We start from the raw sequence: 25,598 nt of genomic DNA on the forward strand, positions 1-25,598 counted from the left end.
CGGCGCTTAGTCTTTGAGCAGGCTTTCCAGCTTGGCGGCCTTGGGCTTCACCAGCCAGAAGTAGTCAACGTAGTCATCGAAGTTCTGCAGCATCGCGCGGCCGGTTTCCGAACCGGTCAGCTCCACCTGCTTAGCGATCTTCTCCAACAAGTAGGCGCGGTACATGCCCATCGCCTCGCCGTTGATCAGGTGGATGTCGATCAGTTCATTGTTGTAGCGGTAGGCGAACTTCTCCGCCGGGTCGTAGACGAAGGCGAAGCCGCCGGTCATGCCCGCGCCGAAGTTGTAGCCGGTTTCGCCCAGCACGATGACCGTGCCGCCGGTCATGTATTCGCAGCAATGGTCGCCCGCGCCCTCTATCACCGCCAAAGCGCCGGAGTTGCGCACGCCGAAACGCTCGCCGGCGATGCCGGCCGCGAACAGCTGGCCGCCGGTGGCCCCGTACAGGCAGGTGTTGCCGATGATGATGGATTCGCCCGCGACATAGCCGGCGTCCTTGGGCGGATAGATGGTGACGCGGCCGCCGGCCATGCCCTTGCCGACATAGTCGTTGGCGTCGCCTTCCAGTTCCAGATGCAAGCCGGCCGCATTCCACACGCCGAAGCTCTGACCGGCGCTGCCGCTGAACTTCACTTTCAGGCAGCCGAACGGCAGCCCCGCCGCGCCGTGGACGCGGGCGATCTCGCCCGACAGCCGCGCGCCGATGGAGCGATGGGTGTTCTCGATCGGATAGGCCAGCTCCAGCATCTGCTTGTTGTGGATGGCCGGCAGCGCGTCCTGCAGGATCTGCTCGGCCAGCTCGCCCTTGTCGAAGGACGGGTTGCTGTCCGATACGCAGAACCGCGGCTCGCTGTCCGACACCGTGCCTTGCGACAGCAGCGGCGCCAGATCGAGACGGCCCTGACGCTCGCTCTCCCCTGCCAAGACGTCCATCAGGTCCATGCGGCCGATCAGCTCTTCCATACTGCGCACGCCCAGCTTGGCCATCCATTCCCGGGTTTCCCGGGCGATGAACAGGAAGTAATTGACCACCATGTCCGGCAAGCCGGTGAAGTACTTGGAGCGCAGTTTGACTTCCTGCGTCGCCACGCCGGTGGCGCAGTTGTTCAAATGGCAGATGCGCAGGTATTTGCAGCCCAGCGCCACCATCGGCCCGGTGCCGAAGCCGAAGCTCTCCGCGCCGAGAATGGCGGCCTTGACCACGTCTAGGCCGGTTTTCAGGCCGCCGTCGGTCTGCACCCGTACCCGGCCGCGCAGACCGTTGGCGCGCAATACCTGCTGCGCCTCGGACAGGCCCAGCTCCCACGGCGAGCCGGCGTATTTGACCGAAGTCAGCGGCGAGGCGCCGGTGCCGCCGTCGTAACCGGAGATGGTGATCAGATCGGCGTAAGCCTTGGCCACCCCGGCGGCGACGGTACCGACGCCCGGCTCGGCCACCAGCTTGACCGACACCAGCGCCGATGGATTCACCTGCTTCAGATCGAAGATCAGCTGCGCCAGGTCTTCAATGGAATAGATGTCGTGGTGCGGCGGCGGCGAGATCAGGCTGACGCCTTCCTTGGCGTGGCGCAGCCGCGCGATCAGGCCGGACACTTTGTCGCCGGGCAACTGGCCGCCCTCGCCCGGCTTGGCGCCTTGGGCCACCTTGATCTGCAGCACTTCGGCGTTGACCAGGTAGTGCGGGGTGACGCCGAAACGTCCCGACGCCACCTGCTTGATCTTGGACATCTTCTCGGTGCCGTAGCGCGCCGGGTCCTCGCCGCCCTCGCCGGAATTGGAGCGCCCGCCCAGCCGGTTCATCGCGATCGCCAGCGCCTCGTGCGCCTCCGGGCTCAGCGCGCCCAGCGACATGCCGGCCGAATCGAAGCGCTTGACGATGGCCTCCACCGGCTCCACTTCATCGAGAGGAATCGGCTCGCCGGCCAGCTTCAATTGCATCAGGTCGCGCAGCATCGCCACCGGGCGGGTATTCACCGTCTCGGCGTATTGCAGGTAGACGCCGTAATCGCCGTTCTGCACCGCTTTCTGCAGCAGTTGCACCACGTCCGGGTTGTAAGCGTGGTACTCCTCGCCATGCACGTATTTCAGCAGGCCGCCCTGGTTCAGGCCCCGCATCGGGTTGAACGCCAGCCTGGCCAGCTGTTTCTGGTCGGCCTCGAAATCCGCGAAATTGGCGCCGGACACGCGTGACACCGTGCCTTTCAGACACAATTCCACCACCTCCTCGTGAATGCCAACGGCTTCGAACAGCTGCGCGCCGCGGTAGGAGGCGATGGTGGAGATGCCCATCTTGGACAGCACCTTGAGCAGGCCCTTGTTGATGCCCTTGCGGTAGTGCTGCAGCGCCTCGTTGGCCCTCAGCTTCACATCGCCGTTGCTCACAAGCTCCAGAATGGTCTGGTAGGCCAGATAGGGATAGACCGCAGTGGCGCCGTAGCCGATCACGCAGGCCATCTGATGGGCGTCGCGCACGGCGGCGGTTTCCACCACGATATTGGTCTTGCAGCGCAGGCCGGCGTCGATCAGCGCGTGATGCACCGCGCCGGTGGCGAACAAGGCGTGGATGGGCAGCCGCTCGCCGGTGGCGTGGCGGTCGGACAACACCACCACCACCGTGCCCTCCTCCACGGCCTCCACCACGTGGCGGGCCAGACAGGAGATCGCCTCGCTAAGCGTGGTTTCGTCCGGGTCGTAGCACAAGTCGAAGTTGGTGGCCTTCAGATAAGGCTCCGGCCGAGTGGTGACGCGGGTGAACTTCTCGTGGCTCAGCACCGGGCTGCGCACTTCCAGGCGCTTGGCGTGTTCGGCGCTCTCCTCGAACATATTGCGTTCCGGGCCGAACACCGTGTTCAGCGACATCACCACCGCCTCGCGGATCGGATCGATAGGCGGGTTGGTCACCTGGGCGAACTGCTGGCGCAGATAGTCGAACGGCGCGCGCACCTTTTGGCTCAGCACCGCCATCGGCGTGTCGTCGCCCATCGAGCCCACCGCCTCCTGGCCGTCGGCCGCCAGCACGCGCAGGATCTGGTCGCGCTCCTCGCGGCTGAGGTTGAACAGCTTCTGCAGCCGCGCCAGCTCATCCTTGGACAAGGGCTCGACGCCGGCATCGTCCTCTATCGACAGTTCCAGGTACTTGGCGCTGTCCTTGATCCATTGCCGGTACGGCTTGGCGCTCTTCAATTGCGCGTCGATGTCTTCCGGCATCAGCAATTCGCCGTTCAGCAGATCGGCGCCGAACAGCTGGCCGGGCTTGACCCGGCCCTTCCTCACCACGTCCTGGGCGCGGTAATCCCATACGCCCACTTCCGAAGCGATGGTCAGGATGTTGTCGCGGGTCAGTACCCAGCGCGCCGGTCGCAGGCCGTTGCGGTCCAGCATGCAGGCGGCGTAGCGGCCGTCGGTCAGCACGATGCCGGCTGGGCCGTCCCACGGCTCCATATGCATCGAGTTGAATTCGTAAAAGGCGCGCAAGTCCTTGTCGGTGCTGTCCACGTTCTGCCAAGCCGGCGGCACCAAGAGGCGCAGCGCGCGGAACAGCGGAATGCCGCCCATCAGCAGGCCTTCCAGCATATTGTCCAGGCTCATCGAGTCCGAGCCGTCGGTCTGGACGATGGGACGGACCGCGTCCATATCGAGGTGCGGCGAGGCCATGATGCGCTCGCGCGCGCGCGCCCAGTTGCGGTTGCCCTGCACCGTGTTGATCTCGCCGTTGTGGGCGAGGAAACGGAAAGGCTGGGCCAGCTTCCACTGCGGCCAGGTATTGGTGGAGAAGCGCTGGTGAAACACCGCCAGGCTGGATTCGAAGCGCGGATCGGCCAGATCCAGGAAGAAACGCGGCAGATTGTCCGGCGTCACCAGGCCTTTATAGGAGATGGTGTGGGGCGACAGCGTGGGCAGATAGAAACAGGGATCGTCGTCGCGACAGGCCTTTTCCGCCTGACGGCGGCCCATGTACAGCCGGCGCTGGAAGGCCAGCTCGTCCATGCCGAACGGGCAGTTCACGAACACCTGGGAGATCGCCGGCAAGGACGCCAACGCGGTTTCGCCGCAGGCGGACAGATCCACCGGCACCACTCGGAAGCCTGCCACTTCCAGTTGCTGCGCTTCCAGATGCTCGCGCAGGCGCGCCAGGCTGCGCTCGCCCACCGCGCGGTCAGAGTGGTGGAACACCAGTCCGGCGGCGTACACTGACTTCAACGCGATGCCGGCTTCGCCGGCCACCTCGCGCAGAAACCCGTCCGGTTTCTTGAACAGCAGGCCGCAACCGTCGCCCGACTTGCCGTCCGCCGCCACCGCGCCGCGGTGGGTCAGCTTGGCCAACGAGGAAATGGCGGTGGCCACCAGCCAGTGGCTGGGCTTGTCGTCCAGCTGGGCGATCAGGCCGAAGCCGCAGCTGTCCTGTTCGAACTCGGGTTTATACAATGTGCCTTGCAGGCGGCTCTGTCTGTCCATTTCTCTGCCCATTTATACTTTGTAGTGATGCGTTCGATTCTACGGGCAAGATCGCGCCAGCCGCAAGACAGTTTGGCGCAGCGCAACAATCATTTGATTTCAATCATTTGAAGCGCAATGACTTGTTTTGATATGTAATTCCACTACTCGATTACTGCATTTTTTTTGAGTTTTTGAGACAAAAATTTTCAAAAAAACGACAGTGTTTCTCATTGAAAACCAGATACAAAGTAGCCATTCCAGCAATATTTTGTATTCTGTCAGACAAAATTCAGAAAAATCATGAACCGAGACGAGCAGTCGCAACAGACTCTGCAATTCGTCCGCCAGCTGGCGGAACAGGCGCTTTCCCGCTCCGCCGGCGCGCCGCTGGTGGGCGGCAATCAGGTGAGCTTGCTGTACGACAGCGCCGAGAACTTCCCTGCCTGGGAAAAATCCATCGCCTCCAGCCAGGATTCCGTCTTTATCGAAATGTATATTTTCGCCAATGACCAATTTGGACTGAAAATAAGAAACATCCTTATAGAAAGAGCAAAGCAAGGCATCCAAGTCTGCCTGCTCTATGACTGGCTGGGCAGCTGGCGCGCCCACTTGTCCAGCTTCTTCAAACCGCTGCTGGAGGCGGGCGCCGAAGTGCGCGCCTATCATCCGCCCAGCCTGAGCGCCGGGCTCGCCCTGCTGGGACGCAACCACCGCAAGATGATCATCGTCGACCGGCGGGAGCTGTTCGTCTCCGGCCTGTGCGTCAGCCAGAGCTGGCAAGGCCAGCCCGACAAGGGGCTGGCGCCGTGGCGCGACACCGGCCTGGCGCTGCGCGGCCCCTTGCTGGCGCCGGCGCTGGCCGCCTTCGCCGACAGCTGGGCCAGCTGCGGCGAGCCCCTGGACGCGCGCTGGCTGGCTCCTGCCGATACGCAGCCCTGCGGCGAGGCGGCCGCGCGGCTGATCGCCACCACGCCGTCCACCGCGCGGATGATGCGGCTGGACCTCTTGGTGGCCAGTTTCGCCCGCCGCACCTTGTGGCTGACCGACGCCTATTTCATGGCCACCAGCCTCTACCTGTCCGCGCTGAAGCAGGCGGCGCGGGACGGCGTCGACGTGCGCCTGCTGGTGCCGCGCTCCAGCGACATCCGCTGGATCGCGGCCGTGTCCCGCACCCAGTACCGCCCGCTGCTGGAAGCCGGGGTGCGGGTGTTCGAATGGAACGGGCCGATGATCCACGCCAAGACCGCCGTCGCCGACGGCCGCTGGGCCCGCATCGGCTCCACCAACCTCAATCTGTCGAGCTGGCTGGTCAACCGCGAGCTGGACATCGCGCTGGAGGACGCCGGCCTGGCCGGGGAACTGGCCGACCGCTTCCTGCAGGATCTGGAGCAGTCCACCGAAATCGTGCTGCGTCAGGAAAGGCGCAAACCGGTGCCGCGGCCGATAGGCAAGCAGGAAAAGCGGCCGCGCGGCACGCCCAAGGAAATGGCGCTCAGCAGCGCCAGCGCCGCGGCGCGCCAGGCGATGCGCATCGGCGACGCGCTGGGCTCCGCGGTGCGCGGCAGCCGGATGGTGGAAAGCAGCGAGGCGCCGGCCTTCCTCAGCATCGGCGTCGCCCTGTGCCTGCTGGCGCTGGCCATCGCCTACTTCCCCTGGCTGGCCGCCGCGCCGCTGGTCGCGCTGCTGGCCGCCGGCGGCCTGGCGGTGGTATTCAAGGCCGCCGGCCTGTATCTGGAAAAACGGAGAAAAAAACAACAGTTGCGCCTGGCGCAGCCCCCCTCAGACGACACCCGGGACCCGCCTGCCGACTGCCAATGAAAACAGCCCTTTAACCGTCCCGGAAGGGCATGTGGGCAGGGTCGCCCCCCTCCTCTTGCCCCGGGTGATTGTTCAAGGCGCGATTTTTTCACGCCATCTACCGCAACGCACAACAACATGACAGGCAAAAGGTCTACAATGCGCGCTTCTTGGGATGTTCTCCAGGCCGGCTGACGTGAAGCGACCGATGGTCGCCAGGTACGGACCGCGGCGCAAAGCGACCCTGTTTTAGATCGGCTGTTCCGCGCCTGATGCGGTGTTCCGCGTGTTGTCCAGACACGACGGCTCGCCCTCTCCAGGCAAGGCCCAGCCCACTATTTCGCGCCTCAAGGCCAGCCTCCAGGGCGGCGGCGAAGACCCGTTCTTCTGCCCGTGCGTACAGATCTGCGCCCCACGCGCACCTAGCGACATTGCGGCGGCAAAGTCCGGTGACGCCATCGGCTCCGCTGCAGTGTCCGAGTTAACAGCAACAAGGACTCAGGTATGCGTTTTCACTTCCCCATCGTGATCATCGACGAGGATTTCCGCTCGGAAAACACCAGCGGCTCCGGCATCCGCGAACTGGCCGCCGCCATGGAGGCGGAAGGCATGAGCGTGATCGGCTACACCAGCTACGGCGATCTCACCTCCTTCGCCCAGCAGCAAAGCCGCGCCGCCGGCTTCATCCTGTCGATTGACGACGAGGAATTCCAGACCGTGGATTCGGCCCAAGAGTCGCTGGGCAATCTGTACGGCTTCGTCGCCGAGATCCGCCGCCGCAATCCGGACATTCCGGTCTATCTGTACGGCGAAACCCGCACCGCGCGCCACATCCCCAACGACATCCTGCGCGAGCTGCACGGCTTCATCCACATGCATGAGGACACGCCGGAGTTCGTCGCCCGCCACATCATCCGCGAAGCCAAGAGCTATCTGGACAACCTGGCGCCGCCGTTCTTCCGCGCGCTGGTGGACTACGCCTACGACGGCTCCTACTCCTGGCACTGCCCCGGCCACTCCGGCGGCGTGGCTTTCCTGAAGAGCCCGGTCGGCCAGATGTTCCACCAGTTCTTCGGCGAGAACATGCTGCGCGCCGACGTCTGCAACGCGGTGGACGAGCTGGGCCAGCTGCTGGACCACACCGGCCCGGTGGCGGCTTCCGAGCGCAACGCCGCCCGCATATTCAACGCCGACCACCTGTTCTTCGTCACCAACGGCACCTCGACATCGAACAAGATCGTCTGGCACAGCTGCGTCGCCGCCGGCGACATCGTGCTGGTGGACCGCAACTGCCACAAGTCCAATCTGCACGCCATCATCATGACCGGGGCCATCCCGGTGTTCCTGATGCCGACGCGCAACCACTACGGCATCATCGGCCCGATCCCGAAATCCGAATTCCAGCCGGACACCATCAAGAAGAAGATCCTGGCCAATCCGTTCGCGCGCGAGATGCTGGAGAAGCACCCCCACCGCAAGCCGCGCATCCTGACGCTGACCCAATCCACCTACGACGGCATCCTGTACAACGTCGAGGAGATCAAGGGCCTGCTCGACGGCGAAGTGGACACGCTGCACTTCGATGAAGCCTGGCTGCCACACGCCTGCTTCCATGACTTCTACCGCGACTTCCACGCCATCGGCGAAGGCCGCCCGCGCTGCGAGGACAGCCTGGTGTTCTCCACCCAGTCCACCCATAAACTGCTGGCCGGCATCAGCCAGGCTTCGCAAATCCTGGTGCAGGATCCGCAGAACCGCCAGCTGGACACCGCCTGGTTCAACGAGGCTTACCTGATGCACACCTCGACCAGCCCGCAATACTCGATCATCGCCAGCTGCGACGTGGCCGCCGCGATGATGGAGCAGCCGGGCGGCCAGTCGCTGGTGGAAGAGTCGCTGGTGGAGGCGATGGAATTCCGCCGCGCGATGCGCAAGGTGGACGAGGAATACGGCCGCGACTGGTGGTTCAGCGTGTGGGGCCCGGATGACCTGTCCGACGACGGCATCTGCGACCAGACCGACTGGACGCTGCGTCCCGACGAGCGCTGGCACGGCTTCGCCGGCATCGAAGACGGCTTCAACATGCTGGACCCGATCAAGGCCACCGTGCTGACGCCGGGCCTGGACGTGGACGGCAGCTTCGAAGAAATGGGCATCCCGGCCGCCATCGTCACCAAGTATCTGACCGAACACGGCGTGGTGGTGGAAAAAACCGGCTTGTACAGCTTCTTCATCATGTTCACCATCGGCATCACCAAGGGCCGCTGGAACACGCTGATCTCGCTGCTGCAGCAGTTCAAGGACGATTTCGACAAGAACCAGCCGCTGTGGCGCGTGATGCCGGAATTCGTCGCCAAATACCCGCAATACGATCGCGTCGGTCTGCAGGACCTGTGCCAGCGCATCCACGGCCTGTATACCAAGCACGACGTGGCGCGCCTGACCACCGACATCTACCTGTCCGACATGGAGCCGGCGATGCGCCCGGCCGATGCCTTCGCCAAGATGGCGCACCGCGAGATCGAACGCGTGCCGGTGGACCAGCTGGAAGGCCGCGTCACCGCGGTGCTGCTGACGCCGTACCCGCCGGGCATTCCGTTGCTAATTCCGGGCGAGCGCTTCAACAAGACCATCGTCGACTACCTGCGCTTCGCCCAGGCCTTCAACCGCGAGCTGCCGGGCTTCGAAACCGACGTCCACGGCCTGGTGGCGGTGGAGGTGCAGGACCGCAAGGTTTACTGCGTGGACTGCGTCAAGCAATAAGACACGGGGCCGGAAACAAAGAAGGCGGGAGCGATCCCGCCTTTTTTCATGTCGCTGCCAACTTAAAGCCGCACGCGCCAGGTATTGCGCCCGCCGGCCTTGGCTTGATACAAGGCTTCGTCCGCCCGGCCCAGCGGCGCCGACAGATCGTCGCCGGCGCGAAGCAAGGACATTCCGATCGAACAGGTGTAGGAGAACGCCGGGTCATCCGCCAGCGGCCGCGACGACTGCACATCGGCCAGTATGGTGCGGATCAACGCTTCCGCCTGCTCCAGGCCGCTGCCGGGCAACAGCAGCAGAAACTCCTCCCCGCCCAGCCGCCCCAGGCTGTCATGCGGCTTCAGCAAGGGCTGCAGCCTATGCGCGAAATCCCGCAATACCGCGTCGCCGGCCAAATGGCCCTTCAGGTCGTTGATCAGCTTGAAATTGTCCAGGTCCAGGATGGCCACCGCGGCGGCCTGGCAGGCGCCGCCATGGTATTGCTCCACCAGGCCGTCCATCTGCTGCAGGATGTGGCCGCGGTTGCCGATGCCGGTCAAGGGGTCGGTCAGCGCCGCGCGCTGCGCCAAATCGCGCGCCTGCCTGAGTTCGCGCTCGCCGACGTGCAGCTCGGTGATCTCGCTGCCGACGCACAACATCCAGCCGCCCGACTGGGTGGTCTCGGTCATCCAGATCCAGCGGCCGTCGACCAGATCGGTTTCGAAGGCGCGGAAGGGCAGCTTGGCCCGCCGCGATTTGGCCGAGGCGAGCCAAGTCTCGAAGTCCCGGGTCTGGATCAAAGTGCCGCGACCGTTGCGGTAATTGCGCCGCATCAGCTCCACCCAGCAGATGCGCTCGTCCGGCCCCACGTCCTGCGCGGCGCAGAAGGCCGGATTGGCGTAGCGCAGGGCATCGTGTTCATCGAACAGGGCTATCAGCAGCGGGCTGTCCAGCTGCAGCGACATCAGGCGGGAGGAGATGTCTTGGTCTTCATCGGCAGGCTTCATACACTGGCATCCGGCGGCATTCGGGCCGATGTCCACCGGCCCGCCGCCGCCCATTGCGGACGGCGGTCATAAGCCATAGTAGAGCAAAACCGGGACCAGGATTAAACGACGTCGCTCCAGTTGGTCCGGCTCACTTCTGTCCCGCCGCCAGCAGGCGCAAGGCCAGCCCGCCGAATACCGTCGCCAGCAGATACTGCGGCCAGCGTCCGCCCTTGCCGCCAGCCAACGCTCGGCCCATGCGGCCACTAGCAACGATCACCAGCGCGTTGACACCAAAGCCCACCACGTTGAGCACCGTGGCCAGCAGCATGATCTGCAGCGCCACCGGGCCGGCCTGCGGCTCGACGAACTGCGGAAACAGCGCCAGCACGAACAGCGCCATCTTGGGATTGAGCAGATTGGTGGTCAGCCCCTGCAACGCAATGCGCGCCAAAGGCTTGCCGTCGGAGCCGGGCTCGGCCGCGCGCAACACGCTCTTGCTGCGCAAGGTGGTCCAGGCCAGATACAGCAGATAGGCGGCGCCGGCGATGCGCACCGCGTCGTACGCCACCGGCACCAGCACGAACAACTGAGCCAGGCCCAGCGCCGCCAGCAAGGCGTGGCAATAGGTGCCGATCTGGATGCCGAACAGCGTGGCGAAGCCGGCGCGCAAACCCTGTCCCGCGCTGCGGCTGGCGATCAGCAGCATGTCAGGGCCAGGCGTGGCGGCCAGCGCGAGACAGGCGAGGGAGAACAATAGCAGGGTGGACAGGGTGGGCATGCGCGGGGCTCCGTTATCGGTGACGAAGGCATTCATCATACCGGCATCATCCTGACGCGAACAGCCGCGCGTCCAGGTTTGAAGAGCCGCGGCGTTTAGGGTATATCTATTTGTCCTGACCAGGAGAATGAATGGACTTCCCCACCCTGCATACCCCGCGGCTGGCGCTGCGCGAAATCACGCTGGACGACGCGCCGGCACTGCTGGGCATCCACGGCGACGCCGACGCGATGCGCTGGTTCGGCACCGATCCGCTCACCACGCTGGAACAGGCCCGGCAAATGGTGGAGAAGTTCGCCGGCTGGCGAAACCTGCCCGCGCCCGGCGTCCGCTGGGGACTGGCTCCGCGCGAAGGCGGCCCCCTGATCGGCAGCATCGGCCTGTTCAAATGGAACCCGGGCTGGCGCTGCTGCACGCTGGGCTACGAACTGGCGCGCGGCCGGCAAGGCCAGGGTCTGATGAGCGAGGCGCTGCGCGCCGCGCTGGCCTGGGGCTTCGAACATATGGAGCTGAACCGGATCGAGGCCCAGGTCCATCCAAACAATCAGGCTTCGCTGACGCTGCTGGAACGGCTGGACTTCAAGGTGGAAGGCCGAGCCCGCCAGGCCGGCTTCTGGCTGGGCCGCTACCAGGATCTGATCAATCTGTCGCTGCTGCGCGAGGAAAGCGCGCTGGCCGCGGCTTAGCGCCGCTGACGCTGCTTTATGCCTGAGGCAGGGCGCGCCGACGCAGACAGCACGGCCAGCCGGCCGGCGCAACGCAGCATCAGGATTTCTATTTGCGGCACTTGGGAGAAAACCGATGCACCACTATCCGTTGTTCCTGCTGATGGCCAGCCTCGCCATCCTGACGCCCGGCCCCGGCGTGCTCAACTCGCTGGGCAACGCGCTGCGTTTCGGCCTCAGGGGCAGCCTGCCCGGCATACTCGGCGTCGCCGGCGGCAGTTTCATCGTCGCCGCGCTGTCCGCCACCGGCCTGGGCCTGCTGCTGGCCACCTCCGCGCTGGCGTTCACCGCGCTGAAGTGGCTGGGCGCCGGTTATCTGTTCTATCTGGGCATCAAGCTGCTGCGCGCGCCGGCCTTCCGTTTCGACGCGCCGGAAGCCAAACGGACCGGGCCCTGGCGGCAATTCGCCGGCGGCATGCTGCTGCAGTTGAGCAACCCCAAGTCCATCTTTTTCTTCCTGGCCATCTTCCCGCAGTTCATCGCCGCCGGCAGCGCCCATTACACCAGCGACTTCCTGCTGCTGGTCAGCAGCTACAGCGCGCTGCTGGTGCTGATCCACAGCGCTTACGCCTTGCTGGCGCACTCGCTGCGGCGCTGGCTGGACAACGAGCGCGGCGGCCATCTGATCAACAAGGCCAGCGGCGCCAGCTTCCTCGTGTTCGGCAGCCTGCTTGCCGCCTCCAACCGTTAAGCATTCCGGCAAAGCGCCTGAGGCAAGACACGCCGACGCGGCAGGGTTTGGCCGGCGGGGCCAAGCGCTTACCAGCCGTTCTCCAGCACGATATGGCCCGGCGCGTTCTGCCGGGTCATCCGGTAGCCCATCTTCATCAACTGGCGGTGGGTGTCTTCCACCATCTTCGGGTTGCCGCACAACATGAAACGGCTGTGCTCCGGCGACATCTCGATGCCGGCGCGCGCCGCCAGCTCGCCGCTTTCCAGCAGGGCCGGCACGCGCTGGCTCAGCATGCCGGCCGGCGCATTACGCGTGACCACCGGCAGGTACTGCAGCTTGTGGCCATGCTCATGCCACAGCGGATGGTCGCGCAGCGCGGCGATCTCGTCCTGGAACGACAACTCCGCCGCCTCGCGCACGCAATGCGTCAGCACGATGCGCTCGAAGCGTTGCCACTCGCCGGGCTGTTTCAGAATGGACAGATAGGGCGCGATGCCGGTGCCGGTGGCGATCAGCCACAAGTCGCGGCCTGCCGGCAGCCGTTCGGCCTGGAAAAAACCCATCGCCCGCTTGTCCAGCATCACTTCGCCGCCCGGCTGCAGCCTGGCCAGCCGGGAGCTGAACTGGCCGTCCGGCATCACGATGGAATAGAAATCCAGAAACTCGTCGTACTCGGCCGAGCACATCGAATACGCGCGCCACACCTGGCCGCCGTTCTCCAGCGGCAGGCCCAGCCGGGCGAACTGGCCGGCCGCGAAGCGGAAGCCGTCCGGCCGCGTCAGCCGGAAGCTGATCAGCTTGTCGGTCCAGCGCTTCATGTCGGTGATGGTTTCAACGGTGTATTTCTGTTGAATCTCGGCTTCCAGCGCGGCGTCCATCTTCACTCCAATTGTTGAGTAATTTACTCGACTATTATGCGCCCGGCCCGCCCGCCTTGCCAAGCCAGTCCGCCAGTTGCGGATGCAAGGCCTGCAACGGCATAGCCAGCAGCTCCGCCACCTCCGGCCCCAGCCGCCAGGACTCGGGCAACGGCGCCTCGTGCTGCGCGCAGCGCTCGCCACCTAGCCGCATCTCGCCCAATGGCCGCAGCGGCAAGCGCGCTGGCCGCCGCATCGTCGCCGTTGCGCATCTCTGGCGAACTCCCATCAAAAGCCTCATGCTAACAGTCCACTCGCCACCCTGGAGATCGACACATGACCATCGCCCTCGCCTTGCACGGCGGCGCAGGCACCCTGCGCCGCAGCGACATGGACGCCGAACTGGAGCGCGCCTACCGCGCCGGCCTGGAACAGGCCTTGGAGGCCGGCCACGCGGTGCTGCGCGGCGGCGGCTCGGCGCTGGACGCGGTGTGCGCGGCCGTCTGCGCGCTGGAGGATGATCCGCTGTTCAACGCCGGCCGCGGCTCGGTGTTCAATCTGGACGGCAAGCAGGAAATGGAGGCCGGCGTGATGGACGGCAGCCGCCAGGACGCCGGCAGCGTCGCCGGCCTTTCCTGCGTGCGAAATCCGGTGCTGCTGGCGCGAGCGGTGATGGAGCGCACGCCCCACGTGACGCTGGGGTATGCGGCGGCGGAAGATTTCGCCCGCCGGGAAGGGTTGGAGATGCGGCCGCCGGAATACTTCCACACCGACAAACGCTGGCAGGCCCTGCTGGAGGAAAAGGACAGGCTGGCCAACGGCGGCTCGGACGAGGACATCTCCGAGGACCGCAAGCACGGTACCGTCGGCGCGGTGGCGCTGGACGCGCAAGGCCAGCTGGCGGCGGCCACCTCCACCGGCGGGCGCACCGCCAAATGGCCGGGCCGCATCGGCGACACCCCGGTGATCGGCGCTGGCACCTGGGCCGACGCCTATTGCGCGGTGTCGGCCACCGGCCACGGCGAATACTTCGTCCGCGCCGCCGCCGGACATGAAATCTCGGCCCGGGTCCGCCATCTGGACGAAACCCTGTCCCAGGCCTGCGACGCCGTGATCTACGGCCAGCTGCTGCCGATGGGAGGCACCGGTGGCGTGGTCGCCGTCGACCGCTACGGCCGGGTGGCGCTGCCCTTCAATTGCGAGGGCATGTACCGGGCGGCGATAGACGGCGCAGGCCTGCGCACCGTCGCCATCTACCGCGGCGAAGACTAGCGATAGGCGGCCTGCCACTCCGCCTGCAGCTGGGCGATCAGCTCGCCGGCCGGCAGCTCGCGCGCGTCGGCGACGCCCTCGCCCGCCCACAGCGACATCAGTTCGCTGCGGCCGGCCTTGGCGGCGGCCGCGCGCATCGCGCCGGTCAACGCATTCATCACCGGATAAGCGGGCAGCCGGTCCTGCCACTGCGCCATCTCTGCCATATAGCGGTTGTCCAGGCCGCGCGCGTAGCGGCCGGAAAACGCCCGGGTCAGCCGGGTGGACCCCGGCGTCGCCGTCGCCAGCGCCTGTTTCCACAGCGGCGAGATGCCGGACTCCGGACAACGCAGGAAAGCGGTGCCCAGCTGGCAGGCGACGGCGCCGTGCCGCATCGCCGCCGCGATGTCGCGGCCATGCATGATGCCGCCGGCTGCGATCACCGGCAGCGGCAGGTTCTGCGCCAACTCATAGGTCAGCGACAGCATCGGCCGCAGCGACTGCTCCTGCTCGCCAATGAAGGTGCCGCGGTGGCCGCCGGCCTCCCGCCCCTGCGCGCACACCGCGTCCGCGCCCAGCGCGGCCCAGGCCAGTCCTTCGGCCAGATTGGTGGCGGTGCCGACCACCAGGATGCCGGCGTCGCCCAGCGCGCGCATCTGCGCCGCGTCGAGGATGCCGAAGGCGAAGCTGGCCACCGCCGGCTTCAATTCCAGCACCGCTTCCAGCTGCTCGTCGAAAGGCAGGCAGAAGCTGTCCGGCGCGGCGGGCGCATCCAGACCGAGTTCCGCGTGCCAGGGCTTGAGCAGGTCCAGCGCCAGCGCCAGCTCATCCGGGTTCGGCTGCGGCCGTCCCTGGACGAACAAGTTGATCCCGAACGGCTTGTCGCTCAAGGCGCGGATCTTGCCGGCCTCCTCCCTGATCTGCGCCGGGGACAGCAACGCGCCGGCCAGAAAGCCCAGACCGCCGGCCTCGCCCACCGCCGCCGCCAATTGCGGCGTGGTCGCGCCGCCGGCCATCGGCGCCTGTATCACCGGCAACTTCAGTTGCAACTGCTGCCATTTCGCTGCAGACATCCGTATTCTCCTTGTTCTAGGGTCTTGCCAGCTGGCCGGGCCCCGCGCCCGGTTCGATCAATCGCGCAGCGCCTGCGCCAAATCCTCCAGGATGTCGTCCAGATCCTCGATGCCGATCGACAGCCGCAGGCCGCCCTCGACGATGCCCAGCGCCGCCTTCTGCTCGGCCGGCATGCCGCCGTGGGACATCGTGTAGCTGTGGTTGACCAGCGACTCCACGCCGCCCAGCGACTCCGCCAGCGCGAACAACTTCAACTTCTGCGCGACCCGGCTGGCCGCCTCGCGGCTGTTGTCCTTCAGGCGGATGCTGATGATGCCGCCGAAACGCTTCATCTGCCGCTTCGCCAGCTCATGCCCCGGATGCTCGGGCAGGCCGGGGTAAAACACCTTGGCCACCGCCGGCTGCTCCAGCAGCCAGGCCGCCACCTTCTCGGCGCTGTCGCAATGGCGCTCCATCCGCAGCGCCAGCGTCTTGATGCCGCGCAGCGTCAGAAAGCAGTCCTGCGGCCCCGGCACCGCGCCGGCGGCGTTCTGCAGGAAGCGGATGTCGTGGTGCAGCTTGTCGTCGCTCACCGCCACCAGGCCCAGCAGCACGTCGGAGTGGCCGCCCAGGTATTTGGTGGCGGAATGCACGACGATGTCCGCGCCCAGCGCCAGCGGCCGCTGCAGATAAGGCGTGGCGAAAGTGTTGTCCACCGCCACCTTCACGCCATGGCGGCGCGCGATGGCGGACAGCGCGGCGATGTCGACCATGCCCAGCAAGGGGTTGGTCGGCGACTCCAGCCACAGCAGCCGCGTGGCCGGCGTGATCGCCGTCTCCAGCCGCGCCGGATCGGACAGGTCGACAAAACTCACCTTGACGCCGGCCGGCTCCATCACCCGGGTCAGCAGCCGGTAAGCGCCGCCGTACAGGTCGGCCACCGCGATCACCTCGTCTCCGGGCTTCAGGCAGGCGCGCAGCACCGCGTCTATCGCCGCCATGCCGCTGGAGAAGGCCAGGCCGTGCCTGGCGTCCTCCAGGCTGGCCAGGCAGTCCTGCAGCGCGCTGCGGGTCGGATTGCCGGTGCGGGCGTAGGCGTAGCGCAAATCTTCGCCGACATGGTCGAAGGCGAAGGCCGAGGTCTGGTACAGCGGCGGCATCACCGAGCGGTTGTGCTCGGCGTTGTCGTAGCCGACATGGATGGCGCGGGTAGCGAATTTCACAAAAATCCCTCTAAATCATGAGCTTGGGCCAAATTGCCCGACAATCAAACCCTAACTCCTTGCAAATCATGCATTTGCCATGCTCATTTCATCACGATGCCAAAATTTCAGGTCAATTGCGAGCAAATATCGGCAAATTGTCCTGATTTTCGCCAAGCTAGCGCCGTTTTTTACTTTACAGCGGCGGCCAATAGGGCTATTTTGCTGCGTTTCGCATTAAAACCATCGTTTGCATGAAGCTAGAACGCGTTTTTGACATCCTGTCCCACCAGCTCGCCAATCATCCCCGCCCGGACTGCCTGGCGGCGAAGTCCGGCAAGGCTTGGCGGCAATTGTCGACGGCCGAGGTCCGGGACACCGTCAACCGCGTCAGCCTGGGTCTGATGGAAATGGGCATCCAGCGCGGCGACAAGGTGGCCATCGCCGCCGACAACAGCATCGAATGGGTGCTGGTGGATATCGCGCTGCAGCAAATCGGCGCGGTCAGCGTGCCGCTGTATCCCACCATCACCCTTGATGATGCACGCTATATCCTGACGCATGCCGAGGTCAAGCTGGCTTTCGCCGGCAGTGCTGCACTGCAGCGAAAACTGCATGAAGCGCTAGGCAAGCTGTCTTGCCCGATCTACGGCCTGGCCGACATCGACGGCGTGCCTTCCTGGCGCGAGATCGCCGAGCGCGCGCGCCTGGAGCGGATGGCCGAGCTGGACGCGCTGCGCGACGCCGCGCGCGCCGACGACGTCTACACCATCATCTATACCTCCGGCACCACCGGGCGCTCCAAGGGCGTGATGCTGAGCCACCGCAACGTGCTGAGCACCGTGGTGGCCACCGCCGCCTTCACCGGCCTGCCGCAGGGCCGTTGCCGCGCGCTGAGCTTCCTGCCGCTGTCGCACATCTTCGAGCGCGCCGGCGTGTTCTACTACCTGTACAGCGGCACCGGCATCTACTTCGCCAGCGTGGAGTGCCTGTCGTCGGCGCTGGCCGACGTCAAGCCGCACACCTTCAGCTCCGTGCCGCGCGTGCTGGAGAAGGTGCACGAGAAGCTGGTAGGCAAGGCGCGCGACCTGACCGGCGCCAAGCGCCGCATCTACCAGTGGGCGCTGGCGCGCGCCGAAAGCTTCGACCCCAACCGCCGCCGCTCGCCGCTGGACGCGATCCAGCATGCGCTGGCCGACAAGCTGGTGTACAGCAAGTGGCGCGCGGCGATGGGCGGCGAGCTGATCTCCATAAATGTCGGCTCCGCCGCGCTGCAGCCGCGGCTGGCGCGGATGTTCTGGGCCGCCGGCATCGCCGTGGCCGAGGGCTACGGCATGACCGAAAGCTCTCCTGTCATCTCCGCCAACCCGTTCACCGCCGGCGGCGTGCGCATCGGCAGCGTCGGCCTGCCCCTGCCGGGCGTGGAAGTGCGCCTGGCCGACGATGGCGAGATCCTGGTGCGCGGCGACAACGTGATGTCCGGCTACTACAAGGAGCCGGAGCAGACCTCGGACGCGCTGCGCGACGGCTGGCTGCACACCGGCGATATCGGCGTGCTGGAGAACGGCTACCTGCGCATCACCGACCGCAAGAAGGAAATGTTCAAGACCAGCAACGGCAAGTACATCGCGCCGCAGGCGCTGGAGAACAAGCTGAAGGAGTCGGCCTTCATCGACCAGATCATGGTGGTGGGCGACGGCCAGAAGTACGCGGCCGCGCTGATCGTGCCGCTGTTCGAGAAGCTGAAGGAATGGTGCGCCGAGCACGGCATCTCCTACACCACCGACTGCGAGATGAGCCGCCATCCCAAGGTGGTGGAGCTGATCGACCGCGAGGTGAAGCGTTTCAACCGCTACTTCGGCAGCTGGGAGCACATCAAGAAGTTCTCGCTGCTGGACAAGCCGTGGTGCGTGGACGCCGGCGAGCTGGCCCCGACCTTGAAGCTGCGCCGCAAGGTGATCACCGAGCGCTGCCGCATATTGATAGACGGCATGTACGGCATGCCGGAACCGGCGTAAACGAAAAGCCCCGCGATGCGGGGCTTTTTCATATGGCGATCCGCAGCAGCGGCGGAACCGGCGTCGCTCAGCGCTGATGCGCCAGATTGAGCCGGTTCTCCACATGGCGCTGCAAACGCTCGAACAGCGCGCTCAGCGCCCAATAGATGGCGGCCGCGGCCAGATACAGCGGCAGGGGCTGGAAGGTCTGGGCGATCACTTCCTTGGTCGCCAGCATCAGCTCGGTGACGGTGATCACCGATACCAGCGAAGTGTCCTTGATCAGCGAGATCAGACTGTTGGACAGGCTGGGTACCGACAAGCGCAGCGCCTGCGGCGCGATGATGTGGCGCATCGTCTGCCACCAGGTAAAGCCCAGTGAGAACGCCGCGTCCCACTGCCCCTTGGCCACGCCGGCGATGCCGCCGCGCAGGCTTTCCGACAGATAGGCGGCCACATTCAGCGTCAGGGCCAACACGCCGGCGGGAACCGGGTCCAGCTCCAGGCCGACGCCGGGCAAGCCGTAATAGATGACGAAAATCTGCACCAGGAGCGGCGTGCCCCGCATCGCGCTGACATAGAACGCCGCCAGCTGCGACAACACCGGCAGCTTCGCCACCCGCACCATCGCCACCGCGAAACCCAGCGCCAGACCCAGCACCATCGCCACCAGCGCGAACAGCAGCGTATGCGCCGCGCCCTGCAGCAGCACCGGCAGCGCCGCCTCGAACAGAGCCATCCAATCGCTCATTCCATCCCTTCCCTGAAAAACCGACGCCCCCGCGAAAGCAGGGGCGTGCGGTTCATGCTATCACAAACCGGCTTATTTCTTCGCCGCGGCAGGCGCCTTGGACACGTCGATGCCGAACCACTTCACGGAAATCTTCCGGAAGGTGCCATCAGCCTTCATGCCGCTCAGGGCCTTATCGATCTCGGACTTGAATTGCGGATTGCCCTTGGCGAACGGAATCGCCATCGTGGCCACGTCGCCCACCGGCGCGCCGGCCTTCAGCGGCAGCTTGGCCTGCTTGATCGCGAACGGGATCAGCAGGCTGTCGTTCAGCGCCGCGTCCAGGCGGCCGGTGGCCAGATCCTGCAGGTATTCCGGCGCGCCGGGATAAGTCTTCACCTGCACGCCGGCCGCGGCCTTGGCCATGTCGGCGTAGTTGCTGCCCTGGCCGACGCCGAGCTTCTTGCCGTTCAGGTCGGCCAGGTTCTTGAAGACGCGGCTTTCGTTCTTGCGCACGATCAGCTGGGCGCTAGAGTAGGTGTAAGGCTGGCTGAAATCGAATACCGCCTGGCGCTGCGCGGTCACGCCCACCTGGTTGACGACGATGTCGAACTTGCCGCTCTGCAGGCCTGCGAGCAAGCCGCTCCATTCCGCGGTGGCGAACTCCGGCTTCACCTTCATCCGGCGCGCGATCTCAGTGGCAATCTCAACGTCGAAGCCGGTCAGCTGCTGCTTGGCATCCTTGAAGTTGAACGGCGGATAGGTGCCTTCCAACGCGATCTTGAGCGTGCCGCGCTGCTTCACCGTGTCCATCAGGTCCGCCGCGAGAGCGAGATTGCCGATTGCGGCGGCCATCAGTGCGAGCATCAACTTCTTCATATCAATATAACCTTTTGCAATATTGAACTGCATAAATAATTTTATGGAGAATATCAATAAAAGTTGATATTGAAAAGCCCAGCCTGACATGCCCGCATTTGCTACCCGGTAGCGCAAGCATTTTCTAGCTGCTTAAACGAAACAGCCCTGGCGGCTTACCGACAGGGCTGCAAGGTCTGAAAACCACTCCACTCACTTCACCGGAGAGAGAGCCAACCCCCCCGATCTGCGCCACTGCAACACCAGCGACAACAAGACGGAAATCGCCAAACCGATCAGCGCCGCCATCAGCACGATCATGCTGCGCTTGGGCATGGTCTTCACCAAAGGCGGCGTGGCTTCAACCAGCACCTGCACATCTTGAGATGCCACCAAGGTTGCCTGCTGGACCTGTCTTGCCAGCTCCTTGGTCAAGGCACGGTAATAATATACGTCTCGAACTTCGGTAAACACATCAGGCGGCAGCGCGGCGACTTCTCCGCTGGCTTTGGCCAGCTCCATCTTAATCTGCATTAAAGCACTATCCAGATTGCTGGTGTCACCCGCGGCGAGCATGCCTTCCAGACTGGCAAAGCCACTTACGATCTGCACAGAGGTTGAGCCCAGGCTCAAGCGCCCATTCTGGATATCCGCGCGCGCATCTTTTTCCGCAACTTTCAGACGCTCCTTTGTCGCCGCCAGCCTACCCTGCAGCACATACAGCCTGCGCCCCTGATCCGTAATATGCGCGTCTAGAATCTGCTGCTTGCAAACACTCGCCAAATAGTTGGCCATCTGGGCCGCAACCGTCGGATTGGAGTCCGAAACAACAATCTCCAGCGGCTGATCCTTGCTCACATTGACCTTCAAATTACTATTCAACAATTCCAGCTTGGCTTCCCGGACAGTCTCTTTTTTATAGCGCTCCATCAAGCCAAACTTGCTTACCATTTTATCAAGCGCTATATCGCTTTGAGCCAATGTCGCCGCGCCCTTCGCCCCTACTGGCTCAGCAACCAGCAGTTGAGTCTTTGCCGAATACACATCCGGCAACGTCATCGCCACCATCAAGCCCAGCAACCCAAACAAAAGGCAGCCAGATAACAGCAGCCGCCAATTGCCATAGCAAAAGCGCACAATCTGCAAAAAACTGACTTCTTGCTCTTCTTGCTTCACTACCGTACCCCAATCTCCGCCGCCCTGGCAGTGCAGACCATTTTCAAACCGCGTTTTTATAGCAAAAGTGGCGGCTCATCGCCACCACTTGCTTATCAGACGTTGAACAGGAAGTTCATCACATCGCCATCCTGCACCACATACTCCTTGCCTTCGGCGCGCATCTTGCCGGCTTCCTTGGCCTTGGCTTCGCCGCCGTAAGAGATGAAGTCTGTGTAGGAGATGGTTTGCGCGCGAATGAAACCGCGCTCGAAATCGGTATGGATCACGCCGGCCGCCTGCGGCGCGGTGTCGCCGATATGGATGGTCCAGGCGCGCACTTCCTTGACGCCTGCGGTGAAATAGGTCTGCAGACCCAAGAGCTTGTAGCCGGCGCGGATCAGGCGATCCAGGCCAGGCTCTTCCAGACCCAGCGTTTCCAGAAACTCGGCCTTGTCGGCGTCGTCCAGTTCGGCGATCTCGGACTCGATGGCCGCGCACAGCGCGACAACCGGCGCGCCTTCGCTTTCGGCCAGCGCCTGCACCCGCTCCAAGAGCGGGTTGCCGCTGAAACCGTCTTCGGCCACATTGGCGACATACATCGCCGGCTTGATGGTGAGCAGGCACAGCGGCTTGATCAGCGCCTTTTCCTCATCGGACAGATCCAACGAGCGCGCCGGCTTGCCCTGATCCAGATGCGGCACCAGCTTTTCCAGCACCGCGATCAGCGCGCGCGCGTCCTTGTCTCCGGACTTGGCCTTCTTGCCTTCGCGCTGCATGGCTTTTTCCACAGCGGACAGGTCGGCCAGCGCCAGTTCGGTCAGAATGGTTTCGATGTCGGCGATCGGGTCTACCTTGCCGGCGACATGGACGATATTGTCGTCCTCAAAGCAGCGCACCACGTTGACGATGGCGTCGGTCTCGCGGATATTGGCCAGGAACTGGTTGCCCAGGCCCTCGCCCTTGGAGGCGCCCGCCACCAGGCCGGCGATGTCGACGAATTCGACGATGGCCGGCTGGATCTTCTGCGGATTGATGATCTTGGCCAGTTCAGCCAGGCGCGCATCCGGCACTTCGACGATGCCGACATTGGGCTCGATGGTGCAGAACGGGTAGTTGGCGGCTTCGATGCCGGCCTTGGTCAACGCATTGAACAGGGTGGACTTGCCGACGTTGGGCAAACCGACGATACCGCATTTCAGACTCATTGCTGTCTTCCTAAAGAAATTCTATTTCAATCCATTATGGCGGCGGACCGGCGGACCGCCAGCCCGCAATCATTTGGCTTCGGTGTGCAGCGCCTTCATCGCCTCGGCCATCTTGCCGGCGATCGCGCGCGGCAGCTCGCGCAAGGACGCCAGGATGGCTTCGTCCAGCGCCTGCTGCTCCTCTGCGCGCGGCTTCTTCAGCACGAAGTTGGCCACTTCCTTCTTGTCCCCCGGATGGCCGATGCCAAGCCGAAGACGCCAGAAGGCCGGCGAGCCCAGCCGCGCCGCGATGTCCTTCAGGCCATTATGGCCGCCATGACCGCCGCCCTGCTTGAACCGGGCGACACCCGGCGCGAGATCCAGTTCGTCGTGCACGACCAAGATCTCGTCCGGCAATATCTTGTAGAAATGCGCCAGCGCCAACACGGCCTGGCCAGACAGGTTCATATAGGTCATCGGCTTCAACAGCCAGACGTCCTGCCCCTCGATCTGGATCCTGGCGACGTCGCCGTGGAACTTGCCTTCCGTGCGCCAGTTGCCCTTGAACTGCCAGCACAACTCGTCCACCAGCCAGAAACCGGCGTTATGGCGCGTCTTTTCGTATTCGGGGCCCGGGTTGCCCAGGCCGACAATCAGGCGGGTGCCAGACATATCGCTCATTCCAATGAAAAAAGCCCGCTGCCCGCCACCTGGGCGCACAACGGGCTTTTCACCGTCACCGCGAACGGCGACGGCAGCAGAAATCACACACGAGCGAAGTCGATGTGCATCACTTGCTGTTTGTACGGGTGCATCTGGAATGCAGCCACTTTCACTTGCTCTTTCTGGCCGTCGATGACCAGATCCAGCACGGAAGCGTGGAAGGATTCGTTCTTCAGAGCGTAGTACATGGTGTTGTGATCCAGCACCAGGGAAACGGCTTCCTTGCCGGCGCCGTAAACCACGGCCGGCACTTGGCCAGCGTGACGCAGGCGGCGGCTCGCACCCGTACCCAGATCAACACGCTTGCTAGCAATCAGTTCAAAAGACATTGTAAAACTCCAGTTTCAGTTAAAAGCACCCGGCCCGCCGCGACCAGCAGGCCAGATGTTTACGGCAGGCAAGCGCCCGTCGCAACCAGTTCCTCATTGAAGAGGTAGGACACCGATTCTTCGTTGTTGATCCTGCGCAGCGTCTCGGCCAGCAGGCCGGCGATCGAAGCCACCCGGATGTTCGGGCAGGCCTTGGCCGCGGCGGTCAACGGGATGGTGTCGGTCACCACCACCATATCGATGTCGGAATTCTTGATGCGGTCCACCGCCTGACCGGAGAAGATCGGGTGGGTCGCATAGGCCAGCACGCGTTCGGCGCCACGCTCCTTCAGAGCGCTGGCCGCCTTGCACAGCGTGTTGGCGGTATCGATCATGTCGTCGACGATCAGGCAGGTTCGGCCCGACACATCGCCGATGATGTTCATCACTTCGGCCACATTGGCCTTCGGACGGCGCTTGTCGATGATCGCCAGATCCGTGTTCAGCGCCTTGGCCACCGCGCGGGCGCGGACCACGCCGCCCACGTCCGGGCTGACCACGATCAGGTCGTCGAAGCGCTGGGCGCGGATGTCCTTCAACAGCACCGGGGTCGCATAGACGTTATCCACCGGGATGTCGAAGAAGCCTTGAATCTGGTCGGCGTGCAAGTCGACGGTCAACACGCGGTCGATGCCGGCGCTGGTCAGCATATTGGCCACCAGCTTGGCAGAAATCGGCACGCGGGCGGAACGCGGACGGCGATCCTGGCGGGCGTAGCCGAAATAGGGAATCGCCGCGGTGATCCGGCCGGCGGACGCGCGTTTCAGCGCATCGGCCATGGTCAGGATTTCCATCAGGTTGTCGTTGGTCGGCGCACAGGTGGATTGCAGGATGAAAACGTCGCGGCCGCGAACATTTTCCAGCAGCTCCACTGCCACTTCGCCATCGCTGAACTTGCCGACATCGGCGCGTCCCAACGAAATATCCAAATGTTTGACTACGTTCTGAGCAAGTTCCGGATTAGCCGTACCGGTAAATACCATCAAACTGTCGTATGCCGCCATGATTCGCTTTGCCTTAGCTGGATAAAGAAAAAGCGTGTAAGGCTCTCTTACACGCTTTTTTCATGCTCTCTCTTATTCGGAGAAAGTCCTGGCTGGGGAGGTAGGGATCGAACCTACGAATGCCGGAATCAAAATCCGGTGCCTTACCACTTGGCGACTCCCCAGTAACCTTATTCAGCGCTGTCGAACAGGGGGTGGACATTCAGCCCTTCCGCTACAAATCCCTGATATTTTTGCGACAACACTCGGTAAACTTTATCGGCTTCGTCTTTCGACTCGAATTCCATAAACACGCAAGCGCCGGAACCGGTCATCAGCGGCGAACCATATTTTCTTAACTCGCTCAGTACTTCATTCACCGCTGGAAATCTTTTCTCTACAACGTTTTGCAGGTCGTTTCTGCGCTGCTGCGTTGATTCGAGGATTCGCATTATGCCGAGGCGACCTACTTCTGTCAACATGCTTTGCGAAAAATTCCGGAATATCTCGGCAGTCGGCACGTGGACCTGTGGGTGAATTACCAAATACCAGGCAGGCCTCAAATCAAGCGGCTCCAACACCTCTCCGACCCCCGTCGCCAGGGCGCTGCGGCCGAAGATGAAAACCGGCACGTCAGCGCCCAGCCTCAAGCCCAGCGCCTGCAGCCGCTCGCGCGGCCAACCCAGCCCCCACAAGCGGTTCAGCGCGATCAGCACGGTGGCGGCGTCGGAGCTGCCGCCGCCCAGGCCGCCGCCCATCGGCGTGCGTTTCTCCAGCTCGATGCTCGCTCCAAGCCGGCAGCCGCTTTCCTGCTGCAGCAGCCGGGCCGCGCGCACGGTCAGATCCTGCTCCGGCGGCACGCCGTCGGTCGGCGTCAAGAGCTCGATCCCGCCGTCGTCGCGGACGGCCAGGCGCAACGTGTCGCCGAAATCGATGAACCGGAACACCGTCTCCAGCAAGTGGTAGCCATCGGGCCGTTTGCCGACCACGTGCAGCAACAGGTTGAGCTTGGCCGGAGCCGGATAGGTGTGAAACGGATGCCGCATATCGATCTTGTTCTGTATCTGAATGATGGGTATTCGGAGCGCGCGGG

General features: G+C 64.1%; 21 protein-coding genes and 1 tRNA gene. 6 read left to right on the forward strand and 16 right to left on the reverse strand.

The window, feature by feature from the left end; translation table 11 throughout:
* Positions 1–6: 6 nt before the first annotated feature.
* Positions 7–4,455: a glutamate synthase large subunit gene (gene gltB, locus ACX17K_RS20790; RefSeq protein ID WP_493776256.1), complete on the reverse strand. Its 4,449-nt coding sequence runs from the start codon at positions 4,453–4,455 to the stop codon at positions 7–9.
* A 282-nt stretch (positions 4,456–4,737) separates the two neighbouring features.
* Here gltB and ACX17K_RS20795 point away from each other — a divergent pair, with 282 nt between their 5' ends.
* Both ACX17K_RS20795 and ACX17K_RS20800 read left to right on the forward strand, forming a co-directional pair.
* Positions 4,738–6,255: a phospholipase D-like domain-containing protein gene (locus tag ACX17K_RS20795; RefSeq protein WP_493776257.1), complete on the forward strand. Its 1,518-nt coding sequence runs from the start codon at positions 4,738–4,740 to the stop codon at positions 6,253–6,255.
* A gap of 483 nt (positions 6,256–6,738) precedes the next feature.
* Positions 6,739–8,997, forward strand: a complete 2,259-nt coding sequence (locus tag ACX17K_RS20800; protein WP_493776258.1) for an Orn/Lys/Arg family decarboxylase — start codon at positions 6,739–6,741, stop codon at positions 8,995–8,997.
* Between the two features lie 62 nt (positions 8,998–9,059).
* On the opposite strand, the gene ACX17K_RS20805 is transcribed toward ACX17K_RS20800, so the two are convergent.
* Positions 9,060–9,983: a sensor domain-containing diguanylate cyclase gene (locus tag ACX17K_RS20805; protein ID WP_493776259.1), complete on the reverse strand. Its 924-nt coding sequence runs from the start codon at positions 9,981–9,983 to the stop codon at positions 9,060–9,062.
* Between the two features lie 130 nt (positions 9,984–10,113).
* Positions 10,114–10,743 carry a LysE family translocator gene (locus ACX17K_RS20810; RefSeq protein WP_493776260.1) on the reverse strand — a complete coding sequence of 210 codons (630 nt, stop codon included), beginning with the start codon at positions 10,741–10,743 and terminating at the stop codon, positions 10,114–10,116.
* A gap of 131 nt (positions 10,744–10,874) precedes the next feature.
* On the opposite strand from ACX17K_RS20810, the gene ACX17K_RS20815 reads away from it, so the two are divergent.
* Together ACX17K_RS20815 and ACX17K_RS20820 are read left to right on the forward strand one after the other, a co-directional pair.
* Positions 10,875–11,429 carry a GNAT family N-acetyltransferase gene (locus ACX17K_RS20815; RefSeq protein ID WP_493776261.1) on the forward strand — a complete coding sequence of 185 codons (555 nt, stop codon included), beginning with the start codon at positions 10,875–10,877 and terminating at the stop codon, positions 11,427–11,429.
* A 115-nt stretch (positions 11,430–11,544) separates the two neighbouring features.
* Positions 11,545–12,159, forward strand: coding sequence for a LysE family translocator (locus tag ACX17K_RS20820; RefSeq protein WP_231150844.1), 615 nt, complete (start codon positions 11,545–11,547; stop codon positions 12,157–12,159).
* Positions 12,160–12,227: 68 nt separating this feature from the next.
* Here the strand turns inward: ACX17K_RS20820 and ACX17K_RS20825 are convergent, their stop codons facing one another.
* Complete coding sequence (locus ACX17K_RS20825) at positions 12,228–13,019, reverse strand: ferredoxin--NADP reductase (protein ID WP_493776262.1); 792 nt, start codon at positions 13,017–13,019, stop codon at positions 12,228–12,230.
* A 34-nt stretch (positions 13,020–13,053) separates the two neighbouring features.
* Complete coding sequence (locus tag ACX17K_RS20830) at positions 13,054–13,254, reverse strand: hypothetical protein (RefSeq protein WP_493776263.1); 201 nt, start codon at positions 13,252–13,254, stop codon at positions 13,054–13,056.
* Between the two features lie 80 nt (positions 13,255–13,334).
* Between ACX17K_RS20830 and ACX17K_RS20835 the strand changes: the two genes are divergently transcribed.
* Complete coding sequence (locus ACX17K_RS20835; protein ID WP_493776264.1) at positions 13,335–14,270, forward strand: isoaspartyl peptidase/L-asparaginase family protein; 936 nt, start codon at positions 13,335–13,337, stop codon at positions 14,268–14,270.
* Here ACX17K_RS20835 and ACX17K_RS20840 read toward each other — a convergent pair.
* On the reverse strand, positions 14,267–15,322 hold the full coding sequence (locus ACX17K_RS20840) for an NAD(P)H-dependent flavin oxidoreductase (protein ID WP_493776265.1): 1,056 nt from the start codon (positions 15,320–15,322) through the stop codon (positions 14,267–14,269). The two genes, ACX17K_RS20835 and ACX17K_RS20840, sit on opposite strands and share 4 nt — an antisense overlap.
* Before the next feature lie 57 nt (positions 15,323–15,379).
* Entirely contained in the window at positions 15,380–16,525 is a 1,146-nt protein-coding gene (locus ACX17K_RS20845; protein WP_493776266.1) for a trans-sulfuration enzyme family protein, read from the reverse strand.
* A gap of 233 nt (positions 16,526–16,758) precedes the next feature.
* Here ACX17K_RS20845 and ACX17K_RS20850 point away from each other — a divergent pair, with 233 nt between their 5' ends.
* Positions 16,759–18,522: an AMP-dependent synthetase/ligase gene (locus ACX17K_RS20850; protein ID WP_343481107.1), complete on the forward strand. Its 1,764-nt coding sequence runs from the start codon at positions 16,759–16,761 to the stop codon at positions 18,520–18,522.
* Positions 18,523–18,589: 67 nt separating this feature from the next.
* Here ACX17K_RS20850 and ACX17K_RS20855 read toward each other — a convergent pair whose 3' ends face one another.
* The 9 genes from ACX17K_RS20855 to ispE form a co-directional block, all read right to left on the reverse strand.
* Entirely contained in the window at positions 18,590–19,252 is a 663-nt protein-coding gene (locus ACX17K_RS20855) for an amino acid ABC transporter permease (protein ID WP_166440028.1), read from the reverse strand.
* Positions 19,253–19,324: 72 nt separating this feature from the next.
* On the reverse strand, positions 19,325–20,110 hold the full coding sequence (locus tag ACX17K_RS20860) for a transporter substrate-binding domain-containing protein (RefSeq protein ID WP_493776267.1): 786 nt from the start codon (positions 20,108–20,110) through the stop codon (positions 19,325–19,327).
* 192 nt (positions 20,111–20,302) lie between these two features.
* Positions 20,303–21,265 (reverse strand): Wzz/FepE/Etk N-terminal domain-containing protein, encoded by a 963-nt coding sequence (locus ACX17K_RS20865; protein ID WP_493776268.1) that lies wholly within the window; start codon positions 21,263–21,265, stop codon positions 20,303–20,305.
* 95 nt (positions 21,266–21,360) lie between these two features.
* The gene (gene ychF / locus ACX17K_RS20870; protein ID WP_493776269.1) at positions 21,361–22,452 is read right to left on the reverse strand and encodes a redox-regulated ATPase YchF; all 1,092 of its coding nucleotides are present in this window, start codon (positions 22,450–22,452) and stop codon (positions 21,361–21,363) included.
* 69 nt (positions 22,453–22,521) lie between these two features.
* Entirely contained in the window at positions 22,522–23,103 is a 582-nt protein-coding gene (gene pth / locus ACX17K_RS20875; protein ID WP_021478222.1) for an aminoacyl-tRNA hydrolase, read from the reverse strand.
* Positions 23,104–23,195: 92 nt separating this feature from the next.
* On the reverse strand, positions 23,196–23,483 hold the full coding sequence (rplY, locus tag ACX17K_RS20880) for a 50S ribosomal protein L25 (protein WP_231150834.1): 288 nt from the start codon (positions 23,481–23,483) through the stop codon (positions 23,196–23,198).
* A gap of 59 nt (positions 23,484–23,542) precedes the next feature.
* The gene (locus ACX17K_RS20885; RefSeq protein ID WP_021478224.1) at positions 23,543–24,526 is read right to left on the reverse strand and encodes a ribose-phosphate pyrophosphokinase; all 984 of its coding nucleotides are present in this window, start codon (positions 24,524–24,526) and stop codon (positions 23,543–23,545) included.
* An 89-nt stretch (positions 24,527–24,615) separates the two neighbouring features.
* Positions 24,616–24,690: transfer RNA gene (locus ACX17K_RS20890), tRNA-Gln, on the reverse strand.
* Positions 24,691–24,696: 6 nt separating this feature from the next.
* Complete coding sequence (ispE, locus tag ACX17K_RS20895) at positions 24,697–25,551, reverse strand: 4-(cytidine 5'-diphospho)-2-C-methyl-D-erythritol kinase (protein ID WP_493776270.1); 855 nt, start codon at positions 25,549–25,551, stop codon at positions 24,697–24,699.
* Between the last annotated feature and the right edge of the window lie 47 nt (positions 25,552–25,598).

The sequence above is a fragment of the Chromobacterium sp. INPA-IVC genome, from assembly GCF_059047085.1.

What these genes read in the sequence shown, in the direction of transcription:
- ACX17K_RS20825 (WP_493776262.1), bottom strand. Translation starts at nt 13,019, where the DNA reads ATGGACGCCGCGCTGGAAGCCGAGATTCAACAGAAATACACCGTTGAA.
- ACX17K_RS20835 (WP_493776264.1), top strand. Translation starts at nt 13,335, where the DNA reads ATGACCATCGCCCTCGCCTTGCACGGCGGCGCAGGCACCCTGCGCCGC.
- ACX17K_RS20885 (WP_021478224.1), bottom strand. Translation starts at nt 24,526, where the DNA reads ATGGCGGCATACGACAGTTTGATGGTATTTACCGGTACGGCTAATCCG.
- ACX17K_RS20820 (WP_231150844.1), top strand. Translation starts at nt 11,545, where the DNA reads ATGCACCACTATCCGTTGTTCCTGCTGATGGCCAGCCTCGCCATCCTG.
- ACX17K_RS20795 (WP_493776257.1), top strand. Translation starts at nt 4,738, where the DNA reads ATGAACCGAGACGAGCAGTCGCAACAGACTCTGCAATTCGTCCGCCAG.
- ACX17K_RS20850 (WP_343481107.1), top strand. Translation starts at nt 16,759, where the DNA reads ATGAAGCTAGAACGCGTTTTTGACATCCTGTCCCACCAGCTCGCCAAT.
- ACX17K_RS20800 (WP_493776258.1), top strand. Translation starts at nt 6,739, where the DNA reads ATGCGTTTTCACTTCCCCATCGTGATCATCGACGAGGATTTCCGCTCG.
- ACX17K_RS20840 (WP_493776265.1), bottom strand. Translation starts at nt 15,322, where the DNA reads ATGTCTGCAGCGAAATGGCAGCAGTTGCAACTGAAGTTGCCGGTGATA.
- ychF (WP_493776269.1), bottom strand. Translation starts at nt 22,452, where the DNA reads ATGAGTCTGAAATGCGGTATCGTCGGTTTGCCCAACGTCGGCAAGTCC.
- ACX17K_RS20810 (WP_493776260.1), bottom strand. Translation starts at nt 10,743, where the DNA reads ATGCCCACCCTGTCCACCCTGCTATTGTTCTCCCTCGCCTGTCTCGCG.
- ACX17K_RS20805 (WP_493776259.1), bottom strand. Translation starts at nt 9,983, where the DNA reads ATGAAGCCTGCCGATGAAGACCAAGACATCTCCTCCCGCCTGATGTCG.
- rplY (WP_231150834.1), bottom strand. Translation starts at nt 23,483, where the DNA reads ATGTCTTTTGAACTGATTGCTAGCAAGCGTGTTGATCTGGGTACGGGT.
- ACX17K_RS20815 (WP_493776261.1), top strand. Translation starts at nt 10,875, where the DNA reads ATGGACTTCCCCACCCTGCATACCCCGCGGCTGGCGCTGCGCGAAATC.
- gltB (WP_493776256.1), bottom strand. Translation starts at nt 4,455, where the DNA reads ATGGACAGACAGAGCCGCCTGCAAGGCACATTGTATAAACCCGAGTTC.
- pth (WP_021478222.1), bottom strand. Translation starts at nt 23,103, where the DNA reads ATGTCTGGCACCCGCCTGATTGTCGGCCTGGGCAACCCGGGCCCCGAA.
- ACX17K_RS20860 (WP_493776267.1), bottom strand. Translation starts at nt 20,110, where the DNA reads ATGAAGAAGTTGATGCTCGCACTGATGGCCGCCGCAATCGGCAATCTC.
- ACX17K_RS20855 (WP_166440028.1), bottom strand. Translation starts at nt 19,252, where the DNA reads ATGAGCGATTGGATGGCTCTGTTCGAGGCGGCGCTGCCGGTGCTGCTG.
- ispE (WP_493776270.1), bottom strand. Translation starts at nt 25,551, where the DNA reads ATGCGGCATCCGTTTCACACCTATCCGGCTCCGGCCAAGCTCAACCTG.
- ACX17K_RS20830 (WP_493776263.1), bottom strand. Translation starts at nt 13,254, where the DNA reads ATGCGGCGGCCAGCGCGCTTGCCGCTGCGGCCATTGGGCGAGATGCGG.